Annotated in this window: 10 protein-coding genes; 3 read left to right on the forward strand and 7 right to left on the reverse strand. The window is 37.9% G+C overall.

Annotated features, from left to right (window positions below; translation table 11 throughout):
- Positions 1-4: 4 nt before the first annotated feature.
- The 5 genes from MUB18_RS01920 to MUB18_RS01940 are packed head-to-tail and all read right to left on the reverse strand — an operon-like array spanning position 5 to position 6,980.
- Entirely contained in the window at positions 5-643 is a 639-nt protein-coding gene (locus MUB18_RS01920) for a c-type cytochrome (protein ID WP_411028115.1), read from the reverse strand.
- Positions 627-1,163 carry a DUF3341 domain-containing protein gene (locus MUB18_RS01925; RefSeq protein WP_045755003.1) on the reverse strand — a complete coding sequence of 179 codons (537 nt, stop codon included), beginning with the start codon at positions 1,161-1,163 and terminating at the stop codon, positions 627-629. Before MUB18_RS01925 ends, MUB18_RS01920 begins: the two co-directional genes overlap by 17 nt.
- Positions 1,164-1,168: 5 nt before the next feature.
- Positions 1,169-2,644 (reverse strand): NrfD/PsrC family molybdoenzyme membrane anchor subunit, encoded by a 1,476-nt coding sequence (gene nrfD / locus MUB18_RS01930; protein WP_045755004.1) that lies wholly within the window; start codon positions 2,642-2,644, stop codon positions 1,169-1,171.
- A gap of 29 nt (positions 2,645-2,673) precedes the next feature.
- On the reverse strand, positions 2,674-5,679 hold the full coding sequence (locus MUB18_RS01935; RefSeq protein ID WP_248754820.1) for a TAT-variant-translocated molybdopterin oxidoreductase: 3,006 nt from the start codon (positions 5,677-5,679) through the stop codon (positions 2,674-2,676).
- Between the two features lie 38 nt (positions 5,680-5,717).
- Positions 5,718-6,980, reverse strand: coding sequence for a c-type cytochrome (locus tag MUB18_RS01940; protein WP_248754821.1), 1,263 nt, complete (start codon positions 6,978-6,980; stop codon positions 5,718-5,720).
- A 395-nt stretch (positions 6,981-7,375) separates the two neighbouring features.
- Between MUB18_RS01940 and MUB18_RS01945 the strand changes: the two genes are divergently transcribed.
- Positions 7,376-7,822: a methionine-R-sulfoxide reductase gene (locus tag MUB18_RS01945; RefSeq protein WP_248754822.1), complete on the forward strand. Its 447-nt coding sequence runs from the start codon at positions 7,376-7,378 to the stop codon at positions 7,820-7,822.
- On the opposite strand, the gene MUB18_RS01950 is transcribed toward MUB18_RS01945, so the two are convergent.
- Positions 7,806-8,810, reverse strand: coding sequence for a LacI family DNA-binding transcriptional regulator (locus MUB18_RS01950; protein ID WP_045755008.1), 1,005 nt, complete (start codon positions 8,808-8,810; stop codon positions 7,806-7,808). The genes MUB18_RS01945 and MUB18_RS01950 overlap by 17 nt on opposite strands.
- Positions 8,811-8,960: 150 nt before the next feature.
- Here MUB18_RS01950 and MUB18_RS01955 point away from each other — a divergent pair, with 150 nt between their 5' ends.
- Both MUB18_RS01955 and MUB18_RS01960 read left to right on the forward strand, forming a co-directional pair.
- The gene (locus tag MUB18_RS01955; protein WP_248754823.1) at positions 8,961-11,243 is read left to right on the forward strand and encodes a GH92 family glycosyl hydrolase; all 2,283 of its coding nucleotides are present in this window, start codon (positions 8,961-8,963) and stop codon (positions 11,241-11,243) included.
- 68 nt (positions 11,244-11,311) lie between these two features.
- Positions 11,312-11,638, forward strand: coding sequence for a DUF493 domain-containing protein (locus MUB18_RS01960; protein WP_021190954.1), 327 nt, complete (start codon positions 11,312-11,314; stop codon positions 11,636-11,638).
- Positions 11,639-11,740: 102 nt separating this feature from the next.
- On the opposite strand, the gene pnp is transcribed toward MUB18_RS01960, so the two are convergent.
- Entirely contained in the window at positions 11,741-13,912 is a 2,172-nt protein-coding gene (gene pnp / locus MUB18_RS01965; RefSeq protein WP_045755169.1) for a polyribonucleotide nucleotidyltransferase, read from the reverse strand.
- Positions 13,913-13,949 lie beyond the last annotated feature (37 nt).

Genomic DNA, 13,949 nt, shown 5'->3' on the forward strand with positions numbered 1-13,949 from the left:
TAGATTATTTCTTTTGTAATTCATGAACGTACATAACGACTTCCCAACGTTCTTCAGGAGACAACTGCGATGCATGCGATCCCATTGAGTTGTGACCGTAATAAATCGTATGGTAAATCTTACCATCTGTCAAATCAGCCATCATACCACCACGTGAAGAGCTCGCGCCATCAGTTTTGTGATAAGATGGTGGATTAGGAAAATTCTCCAGCTTACGAGTGCCTTTAGAATCTGTAATTTCACGGTCTTTCGTAATAGAACCATCACCTTTACCTTCAGGACCGTGACAAACAGCACAGTAAGTAGTAAATAAAGCTTGACCTTTTTCAAGTCTTGCTTGTGATAACTCTAACGGATTAGTAAACTCACGACCCGCACGTTCATAATCTTCTAAAGTATTGGCATATTCAAATCTGGTAAAACCAATTGGATCTGTACCCTTTGGTGGTGTTTGCGCAGTTTGTTTATTTTTAAAATTCTCGTTTGGTTGATCAGGATTGTACGCAATCGGATCATACATGTTGCGAGAAAACTCCCAACCTGTACTACGAGTAGTCTTGTCACCACAAGAAGAAACGACTGCTGTCAACGACAGAGCTGCACATACTGTAACTAGTAAATTCTTCTTATTCATAACTAACATATTTTCTATCATTGTACTTAACTTCTACAGCACCTGTTTCCTTCAATATAGTATCGATCAAAGCATGGTCTGTGTTTTCACGAGCATCTATAGCGATGATAAAACGATCATCAGTAGCTCTTAAATCCATAACACGAGGAGTACGTCCCGGGAATAAGTGATTGCGATAAAAGAAAGTCGCCACCATACCCAAGGCACAAATTAAAATAGTAACCTCAAATGTCACAGGAACAAAGTTCGGAATTGCGAATGAAGGTTTACCACCAATATTCATTGGCCAGTCATGTACCATTGTATAATACAATAAACTAAATCCCAATAAGGTTCCTAACGCTCCAAAGCAAAATGCTGCAATTGGCAAACGCGAAGGTTTAACGCCCAATTTAGCTTCAATACCGTGAATTGGCATTGGAGTAAAGCAATCATAGATGCTTACATTATTTTTCTGCAATTTGTCGATCCCATGCATCATATCATCTGGATCAGCAAAACTACCTAATATATATTTTGTATTGCCCATTGCTATTATTTTAACTCTTTAATTTCTTGTTCTGTTACCGAATCATATTTACCTAAAGAATCTCTAAAGTATTCCACTTGTTCTGCTGGGAATGCACCTTCTTTAACCAATTTAGTTTTATGTTGTAAACTTGAGCTTTTCAACAATAACTTCACTTCCGCGATTGCGATACCCGGTAAGAAGCGTAAGAACAATAAGAACAACGTAAAGAATAAACCGATAGATCCAACGAAGATACCAACGTCTGTCCATGTTGGGTAAAACATCGCCCAAGATGATGGTAAATAATCACGGTGTAATGAAGTCACGATAATTACGAAACGCTCGAACCACATACCAATATTTACCACAATAGATAATATCCAGGAAATGGGAATACTTGTACGAATTTTCTTAAACCAGAATAACTGTGGTGAGATTACGTTACACGTCATCATCGACCAGTAAGCCCAAGCATAAGGACCAAACATACGGTTTTCAAAAGCGTACATCTCGTATTCAGATTGAGAGTACATCGCAATGAACAACTCCGTTAAGTAAGCAATACCAACGATAGAACCTGTCGTCATGATAATTTTGTTCATGGCTTCAATATGGAACATCGTGATGTAGTTCTCAAAATTCATGACTTTACGTAAGATCAACAATAAAGTTTGCACCATCGCAAAACCAGAGAAGATCGCACCAGCAACGAAATATGGAGGGAAGATTGTTGTATGCCATCCTGGGATAACAGAAGTTGCAAAGTCAAAAGATACAATCGTGTGTACCGAAAGTACCAATGGCGTAGAGATACCTGCCAAAATTAATGACACAATCTCAAAACGTTGCCAAGTCTTTACAGATCCATTCCATCCAAAAGATAGCACAGAGTAAATTTTTTGTCTAAGGCCAGTAGCACGGTCACGGATAGTCGCGATATCAGGTAATAAACCACAGTACCAGAATACCAAGGATACCGTGAAATAAGTAGAGATCGCAAATGCATCCCATACTAATGGCGAGTTAAAGTTAACCCATAGAGATCCAAATTGATTTGGCAATGGAAAAATCCAATAAGCCAACCAAGGACGACCCATGTGGGCAACGACATATGTTGCAGCACAGATAACGGCGAAGATCGTCATGGCCTCTGCTGAACGGTTAATGGAGTTACGCCAGTTTTGACGGAAAATTAATAATACGGCCGAAATTAAAGTACCAGCGTGACCGATACCAACCCACCATACAAAGTCGGTGATATCCCAAGCCCAGCCTACAGTTTTATTTAGACCCCAAGCGCCGATACCTGTCCAGAAGGTATAACTAACGCTGACTACCCATAATAAAGCACCTAATACGGCTACAGTGAAACCGATCCACCATGCTTTATTCGGTTTATTTTCAACCGGTAGTAAGATATCATCCGTAATTTTAGCATACGTAATGTCCTTACCGGTCATTAATGGTTCTCTTAATATTGATTCGTTATGCGATGACATAGTATTTTTATTTCAAATAATGAACAAGATTACGCCTCAAAAGTGTTTCTAACTTTTGTCATATAACCGATACCCGGTTGTACATTGATTTCCTCAAGTACGTAATAAACACGCTCATTGCGTAATGCTTTAGATACTTCCGATTCTGGATCATTAGCATCACCAAAGATAATTGCATTTGCAGAACATGCTTGTTGACATGCCATTTGGATATCACCGTCTTTTACTTTACGGTTCTCCATTTTCGCATGTAACTTACCAGCTTGAATACGTTGGATACACATTGAACATTTTTCCATAACCCCACGTGAACGTGTTGTTACATCTGGGTTCAATACCAATTGCGTAAACTCATTATTCAAGTAGTTATCAAAACGTGAATCATTCCAATAGTTGAACCAGTTAAAACGACGTACTTTATATGGACAGTTATTCGCACAGTAACGTGTTCCGAAACATCTGTTGTAAGCCATATGGTTTAGACCCTCTGATGAGTGTACAGTAGCTAATACTGGACATACAGTCTCACAAGGTGCATGAGCACAATGTTGACATAACATCGGTTGGTGAACAACAGTTACATTTTCGAAATCATTGATATGTTGAATTTCTTTTTCCTTAGTATACTCTTTACCATCCTCTTCAATAGTGTAGTAACGGTCAATACGTAACCAGTGCATCTCACGACGACGACGAACCTCATCACGACCTACAACAGGAATATTATTCTCTACGTTACAAGCAACAATACAAGAGCCACAACCAGTACAAGCATTCAAATCGATTGCCATTACCCATTTATGACCTGGTTGCTCATACTTGTTCCACAAATCGTATGTTTTGTGTTTATCCGTAAAGCGACCTGACTCAGAGTTAGGATCTTTTAAATATTTAGCGAAAGTAGTTTCACGCACAATGTTACGACCTTCAATAGTATGATGCGTCTGAGTTTGTGCTAATTGGTATATCGTATTCGATTTTGCAAGAGTTGCTTTCGCTACAAATTGAATAGTACCATTTACTAAGCTTGCAAAAGGGTAAGCATTTTTACCTACATGATTACCAGCCTTACCAACTTTAGTACGTCCGTAACCAACAGCTACTGAAACAGTACCCAAAGCTTGTCCCGGTTGTTGAACAACTGGTAACTCAACTTTGTAACCATTTGCTTCAACAGTAATTGTTGCATCTTCACCCAATCCCAATTTCTCAGCATCTTTAGGATTTAAAGCAGCATAGTTATCCCAAGTTACTTTAGAAACTGGATCTGGAACCTCTTGTAAGTAAGCATTGTTTGCATATCGACCATCACGCAAAGCACTTGGTTCATATAATTTCAATTCGAAATCACCGACTACTGTTTTTGCAGCAGCGATAGCAGCACTAGCGGCAGCCTCTACATTACCAGAGAATGAATAAGCAGCTGCTGTTTTAGCACCCTTATATTCAAAACCAGTTTGTAAAACGCTATTCCAGTTCTTCGTACTACCAACTAAAATTGTAGAAGTCCAAAGATTTTTAACAAATGTATAGATATCAGTCGTATCACCAGCCCAAACCAATAAAGATTGATCTGCCTGACGAGTGTTGAATACCGGATTGATTGCTGGCTGAACTATAGAGAATAGACCTTCTTTTGGAGAAGCATCACCCCATGACTCTAGGAATGTATTCGTTGGAGCGATAGCCGTCAATTCCGAAGCTGTTTCATCAGCACGTTGAGAGAAAGATAATGTAAAATCAACTTTCTTCAATGCAGCTTTCACATCTTCAGATTTGAAATAATCATAAACAGGGTTACTGTTTAAGAACATCGCAACACCAACTTGACCAGCCTTAGCGTTTGTCAGGAATTGTGCAAATGCCGCATCAGAACCTTGATGTTGTTTAGAGAAATTATCTAAATCAATTGTAGATCCATATGAAGCCAAAGCACTGTTAATTGCATTTGCTAAAGTTTGAATGTTAATATCATTCGAACCAGCCACTACAACTGCAGCACCTTTATTATTTAACAATTCTTTTGCTGCTAGCGTAACAGCAGTTTGTGCTCTTTTAGCAGTAATACCACCAGCTAAAGAAGAACCTGTAACCGCATTATATAAAGAGATTAATACAGCAGCTTCTTCCGAAGGTTTAATGGCAATACGCACATCCGCATTTGAACCCGTCATACTAAGACCAGACTCAAATTGAATATGACGTGACATCTTACCATTTTTCAATGATTTATAGTCACGATTTTTAACATATTGTTGTGTATGTTCTTCTCCCGCTAACCAAGTTCCTAAGAAATCAGCAGCTACAGAGACAACAACATTTGCTTTATCAAAATTATAAGAAGGAACGACCGCTTTACCAAAAGCATTTTTGTTCGCTTCAATAATTGCGCTGTAAGAAACAGCATCTACTTGAACTAAATTAGTTGTAGGATACTTAGCCGTTAATTTGGCAATAGCAGCTAACGTAGTAGGACTATTTACTGTACTAGAAACAATAGTAATTTGTTTACCAGCAGTAGCAGCTGCGTTTAATGCAGCGATAACAGTGCTATCCAATTTAGACCATTCAACATCCTGCCCTTTTAATTGAGCAGTTTTTAATTTAGACTCATCATATAAATCTAAAACTGATGCTGCAGTTCCTGAATCTGTACCTTGATTTAAACCAATTGCATTCGGGTTAGCCTCTACATTAATAGGACGACCTTCACGTGTTCTCACTAAGATACTCTGACCATTAAAAGTCGAAGTATAAAAGTTAGGAATACCAGGAGTAATCTCCTCAGGTTTAATTAAATAAGGAACTGCTTTATGCACAGGTGTGCTGTTACATGCTGCCAAAGTAACAGCCCCAACACCAAAACCTAATGCTTTTAAGAAGTCACGGCGTGGAGTTTTTGTACTCAACCCTGCTTCATTTAAGACATCTTCTACAGGAATAGATTCGGCAAACTCACCCTTACTCTTTTCAACAAAAGCAGGTGTTTGTTTCAATTCTTCCAAACCTTTCCAATATTTTTTATTGCTATCCATTTAAGCTGTATATAAGATTGCGTATTTCTGAATAATTATTAATAGTGACATTTACCACACTCAAGACCACCGATCATCGCCGCTGTCATTTTTTCACCTTTTTTGATGCTTTCATGCGCCTTGATCAAGTCTTCGTAGTATTTGTTATCTGATTTCACATCTGTTGCCTTATGACAATCCACACACCATTTCATCGTCAAAGGAGAGTATTGGTATACTTCTTCCATGGTTTCAATTGGACCGTGACAAGTCTGACACTCCACTCCTGCCACTGTAACGTGCTGTGAGTGATTAAAGTAAGCAAAATCTGGCAAGTTATGAATGCGAACCCACTGAATCGGCTTAGGGTTGTTACCATAAGTACGAGTCTCTGGATTCCAATCCAATGCACGATAGATTTTAGCAATCTCTGGCGAAGTCTCACCATCATAATGCTCAGAACCTGTGATCGTATTGTGACAGTTCATACAAACATTCGCTGAAGGAATAGATGCATTTTTAGATTTAAAAGCACCACCATGACAATACTGACATTCAATCTTGTTGACACCAGCGTGCAATTGGTGAGAGAATTTAATCGGTTGAACGGGCTGATAACCTGTATGAACACCAACATTCCACATGGTTTTCCAACCACCAACAGCCAACAACGCAACCAACATCAACACAGCAAATCCGACCAATTTCTTGTTCTTAACAAAACCCTGTGCAAATGCCAAGAATTTCTTGTTAGTCTTAGGCTCTTCCTCCGCTTCAACAGCAGCCTGATTAGTTGCGATCACCCTTTCCAGAGTACGGATTACACGGTTTAAAACAACGATAACAACAATGGCCAAAACAACTATACCTAATAACCCGAAGATCATAAATAAATTAGCATTGTCATCTTTCGCAGTTTCACCAGGACTAGTCGCATCTTTAGGTTTCTCAGCAGATTCAGCTTTAATGTAAGCCAATACAGACTTAATCTGATCATCAGATAAATCTGTAAAAGAAGTCATCACGGATTTATTATACTCCTCAAAAATGGCAATTGCATCTTTATCACCAGAAGCAATTAGCGCTTGAGAGTTTTTGATCCATTTAATCAACCACTCCTCAGACTTTGTCTCAGTAATACCCTTTAGGGCAGGACCGACGACCTTTCTATCAACTTTGTGACAGCTCGTACATTTAGCTTTGAAGATTTTTTCACCTTCCTTGACATCTTGCGCATGCAGCGTCGCAACGGCAAACAACAGCACCAAACTCATTGATACTACCCTCGCAAGTTTTCCCAAAACGGATGAGATATTTCTCATATTTAACACTTTATACTATTTATTTGTGAATATAAAAATTTAAACACCATTCTAGACAAAGCACACTCTGCCTAGTAATGCCACAAAAGTATAACTTATTAATAAATCCCTGACAATTTTGTGACGTTATTTATCAATTTATAATCGTTCTAAATTATTTCAAAACGACTATTTAAGGCAGATTTAAACCACCTCTTGTACTTCGAGGCGGAAATCGATAAACTTCAAATATAAGACTTCAATATGACATAAAAAAAGCTCCACTACTTTAAATTTATTGGGATCCAAATTCTTCCTAACAGTACATTGACAAAGAATTGATTAGAGAATTGTAACTTTACAGATAGGAATATAAGATGAGAAAATCCTTAATTTTATATAGCATAATGGTTTTGATGACCTCATGCAACAAACACCAAACTCCAGCTCAAAAACAAACAGCAATTTTTAAAATAATGGAAGAGTCAGCAAAATATAACCAGTTAAGTCCCGAAGAAGAATATGTCATTCTTCATAAAGGCACAGAACGTCCCTATACGGGCACCTTATTAGATAATAAGGCAATGGGGACATACATTTGTAAAAGATGCGAAGCCCCCTTATATCGATCCGAAGACAAATTCGATTCGCATTGTGGATGGCCAAGCTTTGACGATGAGATTTCAGGCGCCGTTCGTAAAGAAACAGACGCCGACGGAAGAAGAACTGAAATTCTATGCAATGCTTGCGGAGCACACTTAGGACATGTTTTTATCGGAGAAAGATTAACCGATAAAAACATACGCCACTGTGTTAATTCAATTTCTATGAAATTTGTCGCAGATACTACGCCTTTAAAATAGAAGATTCGCGCACTTTTAGCTCGCAGGGTAATGTCAAGTGTTTAATCGCTTTGGCCTTACCCTGCAATTTTAGCAGTAAAATATTAATAATATGATCCGCGATTTCTTCGATAGGTTGCGAAACTACCGTGATAGCAGGTTCATGCAATTTAAAGACAGTATGGTCATCAAACGCAATCAATGCAGGAAGTTTGTAATTATGCTTCTTACCAGATTTAAGGCCCGTAATCGCTAGATAATTGGTCGCAAACAAAACAGCATCCAATCTATTGTCAACAACAAACTCATGCAATTCATCTATCGCCTCTGATTCTGATGCATCCAATTGTATTTTTTTAATATAAGCCTGCTTTTTAAACTGATCCATTGCTTTCATATAACCTCCCAAACGATCACGCATCTGTGTTTGATCGGAATAAAGAGAAACTAGACCGATCCGCTTATACCCCTGCTCATTGAAATGGACAGTCGCATCAAAAGCCCCTTGAAAATTATCAGCAATAACATAATCCGTCTCCACATCAGGCAGGTATCGATCAAACAAAACAACAGGTACATTTGATTGGATCAAATTAGAAATCGTATCCTCAATTCCCTCTGAAGGCGTAATGATAAAGCCGTCCACCTGTCGATCGTTAAACATCCCGATTAATTCCTTAGTCTTTTCACTATCATTGTTCGTACTACAGTAAATAATACGATACCCCTGTTCATAGACTTTTGTTTCAATAAGGCGTGCAATATTTCCAAAAAAAGGATTTGAGATATCTTCGATAATCAAACCTATAATTTTGGTTTTACCAGTACGTAAACTCTTAGCAAGTTCATTAGGCTTATAGCCTACCTTTTTCACATAATCAAGAACACGCTTGGTCAACGACTCACTGATGCGCTTTTCTTTGGCTTTGTCATTCAATATAAAAGATACTGTAGTAACCGAAACCCCTAAAGCTTTTGCGATGTCACTGATCAAAATTCTCTTCTTCATTAAGTCGTATATGTTTATAAATTTGAGTTACTAATCTAAAAAAAAATAAAGTAATAAAGCTATTTATTGTAAAAATATTTAAGCTAAAAGGATTTATTAAGCAAAAAAAATACTATATTTCGCCCCTAAATAAGACCAAACTAATTACTTATGATTCGATTGAATTACAATAAAATTTTACTAAGTATTCTTGCATTCACACCATTAGGTTTAGCAGCACAACAAAATTTGACATCATTTGTCAATCCTTTCATCGGTTCCGAAGATCATGGACATGTCTTTGTAGGCGCTAATGTACCGCTAGGAGCAGTACAATTAGGTCCCTCGCAAATAGCACAGACATGGGATCAATTTAATGGCTGGGACTGGTGCAGTGGTTATAATTACAAAAGCAAAGAAATATTAGGCTTTACCCATACCCACCTTAGCGGAACTGGAATTGGAGATCTCAATGACATTATGATTGTACCCGCTACAGGCAAGGTACAATTGCAGCAAGCCGAATTCAACAAAATGAATACAGGCTACGGTTCGAGCTTCAAAAAAGAAAATGAAATTGCGCAACCTGGATTTTACAGTGTGCTATTAGACGATTACCAAGTACAAGCAAATTTGACAGCTACAGAGCGTGTAGGTTATCATCAATACGTATACAATAAATCGGACAATGCCCACTTATTCATTGATCTTTCTTTTAGGATGAACTGGGACAAAACAACCGATTCTTATATCAAGCAGATCAATGATAGTACGTTTGTTGGTTATCGATTTTCTTCAGGATGGGCAAGTGATCAAAAAGTTTATTTTGCTTTAAAAACATCTGTACCTATTCAAAAAGTACAATTTTACGACGATAAAGATCAAAAATTTGGTACTTCAACAGTAAAAGGTCAAGCAATAAAAGCTGCCCTATTTTTTGATGCAATCAAAAATAAAACCATTGAAATTAAAGTTGGTATCTCAGCTGTCAGTACGACAAACGCTTTAGAAAACATACAGGTTGAAACCCCAACATGGGATTTCGCCCAAGTAAAAAAACAAGCAAACGACAAATGGAACAGCACTCTGAATAAAATTCAATTTGAAGGAGATGCGGACACAAAGACCATTTTTTATACCGCCTTGTACCATACTTATTTTGCACCAACAATCTTTAACGACGTCAATGGTGATTATTTAGGGACAGACAAACAAGTTTACGAAAAACAAGACTTTACCAACCATACCGTATTTTCATTATGGGATACCTACCGTGCATTACATCCATTGATGAACTTGCTAGAAGACCGTAAAATCAATCAAGATTTTATCAAAACGATGCTTGCCATCTATCAGCAACAAGGGAAATTACCGGTTTGGCATTTACAAGGTAATGAAACAAACACCATGGTAGGTCTACCAGCGATACCAGTAGTAGCAGATGCAGTCATAAAAGGTATCTTGGATGAAAAAGACTATGAATTGGCTTGGGAAGCAGTAAAAACAACAGCCATGGGCTATGAAAATGGCTTAAAGTATGTACGCGATCTCAAATACATTCCCATCGACAGCATGGATCATGAGTCAGTAGCTTGGGCATTAGAATATGCAATTGCAGATTATAGTGCATTCAAAATGGCAGAAAAATTAGGAAAAAAAGAAGATGCCATTTACTTTGAGAAAAGATATAAACTTTATGAACAATACTTCGATAAAGAAGTCGGACACTTTGTAGGTAGAAAAGTAAACGGTGAATTTAGACGACCATTCAATCCATTAATGGCAAAGCATCGTGAAAATGACTACTGTGAAGGAAATGCATGGCAATATACTTGGTTGGTACCGCAAGATGTTAAAGGATTGATCAATCTTTTTGGAGGAGATAAAAACTTTTTAAAGAAATTAGACGAATTTACAACGATGTCATCTGAGTTAGGTGAAGAAGCATCCAATGATATTACAGGTTTGATTGGTCAATATGCACAAGGTAACGAACCGAATCACCATGTACCATATCTATATGCATATGCAGGAGAAGCATGGAAAGGCTCAGCACTTGTGCGCAAAGCAATGATGGAGTTCTACACAAGCAAACCGAATGGTTTATGTGGAAATGACGACGCCGGACAGATGAGTGCATGGTATGTATTTTCAGCAATGGGAATGTATCCTTTAAATCCGATCAGTGGAGTTTATGTGTTCGGTTCTCCAATGATGGAAAAAGCGACCATTACACTTCCTAATGCAAAACAATTAACCATAAAAGTTAAAAATCAAGCCAAGAAAAATAGCTATATCAAAAGTATCAAACGTGATGGGGTAGCATACTCAAAATCGTTTATTACATATGATGAAATATTAAAAGGCGGAAACATTGAAATTGAAATGAGTAGTACTCCAAATAAAAATTGGGGAAAAGCACCACAAGATAGACCCATTGCCGTAGACAATTAGACTGCAAGTCTGTCAGGCAACTATTTATGGAATAGCTTTTGATAATAATCAACAAAAGGAGATTAAAAATGTCAGAATTAAACAACAACATCAATATCCAAGATATTGAAGACGGAAATAATCAGCAAGATTTCTATACAAATTTCAAAGAAAAATTGATTGCTGTAGAACAGTTTCCATCCTTGTACAAATTCAAATTCATTGTTAAAGCCGATTTGGAGAAAATAGAGCAGGTAAAACAGGTATTTACACATGCGAGCACCAAATACGCTGAAAAAGAATCATCAGGTGGTAAATATAAATCCATCACTGTAGAGACTTTTGTGAATAATGCCGATGAAGTAATTGATTATTACAAAGAAGTATCAAAAATAGAATCCGTTATCATGTTATAACAAAACGAAAACAGGCTGTCAATTAGACAGCCTGTTTTTGTTAAAAACAAAAAAGCTCACTGAAAAGTGAGCTTTTGTATATGATTAAGTTTTCTTAAAAACTTATGCTTGTGGTGCATCAGTTTTTGGTGCATCTGTAGCAGGTTTATCTTCACGAGGAGGACGAGGCAACAAAGCTTTACGAGAAAGTTTCAATTTACCTTGTTTGTCGATATCCAACAATTTAACCGTTACTTGATCACCTTCTTTGAATATACCATCCATGGTCTCAAAACGTTTCCAATCAATCTCAGAGATGTGTAATAAACCATCTTTTCCTGGCATGATTTCAACGAAAGCACCAAAAGGCATAATAGACTTCACCTTACCTTCGTAAGTAGCACCAACTTCAGGTTTAGCCGCAATATTCTTAATACGTGTACTTGCATCATCAATCGCAGCTTTATTATCCGCAAAAATCTGCACGATACCTTTACCATCCACCTCTTCTATGGAAATAGTCGCACCAGTTTCACGTTGCATTTCTTGGATAATTTTACCTCCAGGGCCGATGATAGCACCAATAAATTCTTTATCAATGATAATCTGAACGATACGAGGAGCATGAGGTTTGTAATCTTCACGAGGTTCAGCAATCGTTTTCTTCATCTCACCTAAGATATGAAGACGAGCCTCTTTCGCTTGATCCAAAGCCTGCGTTAACACTTCCCATTTCAAACCGTTGATCTTTAAGTCCATTTGACAAGCCACGATACCTTTTTCAGTACCTGTTACCTTAAAGTCCATATCTCCTAAGTGATCTTCATCACCTAAAATATCCGAAAGAATAGCATACTTACCTGTTTTCTCATCCGAGATTAATCCCATAGCAATACCAGAAACCGGTGCTTTCAATTTAACACCTGCGTCTAACAAAGCCAAAGTACCAGCACAAACAGTTGCCATAGAAGAAGAACCATTAGATTCTAAGATATCAGAAACAACGCGGATCGTATAAGGGTTTTCAGCTACGGGAGGCAGTACCTGTCTCAATGAACGTAATGCTAAATTACCGTGACCTACTTCACGACGACCAGGACCTCTATTAGGTCTAGCCTCACCTGTAGAGAATGCCGGGAAATTGTAGTGAAGGATAAATTTGTTATAACCGTTGATGAATGCACCATCGATCATTTGCTCTGCATCTTTAGCACCTAAAGTAACAGAAGTCAATGATTGCGTTTCACCACGTGTAAATACAGCAGAACCGTGAGCTGCAGGTAAATAATTTACTTCTGACCAGATAGGACGTACAGTACGTACATCCCGACCATCAAGACGTTTTCCTTCATCCAATACTAAATTACGAACAGCATCGTATTGTACATCGTGAAAATATTTTTTGAATAAAAATTTCGTATCCTCATCCAATTCTTCAGGAAGTGTCGCTCTAAATTCTTCAGCAATCTTTGCGAAAGCTTCAGTACGATCATGTTTAGCAGATGCCGAAGCAGCAACAGCATAAACCTTATCGTAAGTAGCACTGAAAATTTCAGCTCTCAATGTTTCATTTGTCGGTTCGTGGTTGTACTCACGTTTTACATGCTTACCGACCAAGTTTGCTAATTCAACTTGAGCAGCAACTTGTTTTTTTATTGCCTCATGAGCAAAAGCAATAGCTTCTACCATTTCAGCCTCAGAGATTTCACTACATTCACCTTCAACCATACCAATATCTTGAGCAGAACCAGCAACGATAAATTCTAAAGTTGCTCTTTCTAATTCAGACATTTTTGGATTGATCACCAATTGACCATCGATTTTCGCAACGCGAACTTCAGAAATAGGACCATTGAAAGGAATATCAGAAACTGCAATCGCAGCAGAGGCAGCTAAACCAGCCAATGCATCTGGCATAATATCTTTATCAGCAGAGATCAAAGAGATCATTACTTGCGTATCTGCGTGATAGTTTTCAGGGAATAATGGACGCAAAGCTCTGTCGACTAAACGAGAGATTAAGATCTCGTAATCTGACAAACGTGCCTCACGACGTAAAAAGCCACCAGGAATACGACCTGTAGCCGCGTATTTCTCTTGGTAGTCAACAGATAAAGGCAAAAAGTCAACCCCAGATTTCGCTTCCTTAGCAGAAACTACTGTCGCAAGAAGCATCGTGTCACCTTGTTTTAATACTACTGCACCATCAGCCTGTTTAGCCAATTTACCAGTAGAAAGCTCGATCTGGGAGCCATTGCCCATATCAATTACTGTTTTGATTTCGTTATAACTCATTCGTTGTTATTTGCGATACGCTTTTCATCTTTTGGCA

Source organism: Sphingobacterium sp. PCS056, from assembly GCF_023273895.1.
GTDB lineage: Bacteria > Bacteroidota > Bacteroidia > Sphingobacteriales > Sphingobacteriaceae > Sphingobacterium.

Bases quoted from the DNA above. Each gene is read 5' to 3' on its own strand.
- MUB18_RS01940 (WP_248754821.1), bottom strand. From the start codon at position 6,980: ATGAGAAATATCTCATCCGTTTTGGGAAAACTTGCGAGGGTAGTATCA.
- MUB18_RS01925 (WP_045755003.1), bottom strand. From the start codon at position 1,163: ATGGGCAATACAAAATATATATTAGGTAGTTTTGCTGATCCAGATGAT.
- MUB18_RS01945 (WP_248754822.1), top strand. From the start codon at position 7,376: ATGACCTCATGCAACAAACACCAAACTCCAGCTCAAAAACAAACAGCA.
- pnp (WP_045755169.1), bottom strand. From the start codon at position 13,912: ATGAGTTATAACGAAATCAAAACAGTAATTGATATGGGCAATGGCTCC.
- MUB18_RS01955 (WP_248754823.1), top strand. From the start codon at position 8,961: ATGATTCGATTGAATTACAATAAAATTTTACTAAGTATTCTTGCATTC.
- MUB18_RS01950 (WP_045755008.1), bottom strand. From the start codon at position 8,810: ATGAAGAAGAGAATTTTGATCAGTGACATCGCAAAAGCTTTAGGGGTT.
- MUB18_RS01960 (WP_021190954.1), top strand. From the start codon at position 11,312: ATGTCAGAATTAAACAACAACATCAATATCCAAGATATTGAAGACGGA.
- MUB18_RS01920 (WP_411028115.1), bottom strand. From the start codon at position 643: ATGTTAGTTATGAATAAGAAGAATTTACTAGTTACAGTATGTGCAGCT.
- MUB18_RS01935 (WP_248754820.1), bottom strand. From the start codon at position 5,679: ATGGATAGCAATAAAAAATATTGGAAAGGTTTGGAAGAATTGAAACAA.
- nrfD (WP_045755004.1), bottom strand. From the start codon at position 2,644: ATGTCATCGCATAACGAATCAATATTAAGAGAACCATTAATGACCGGT.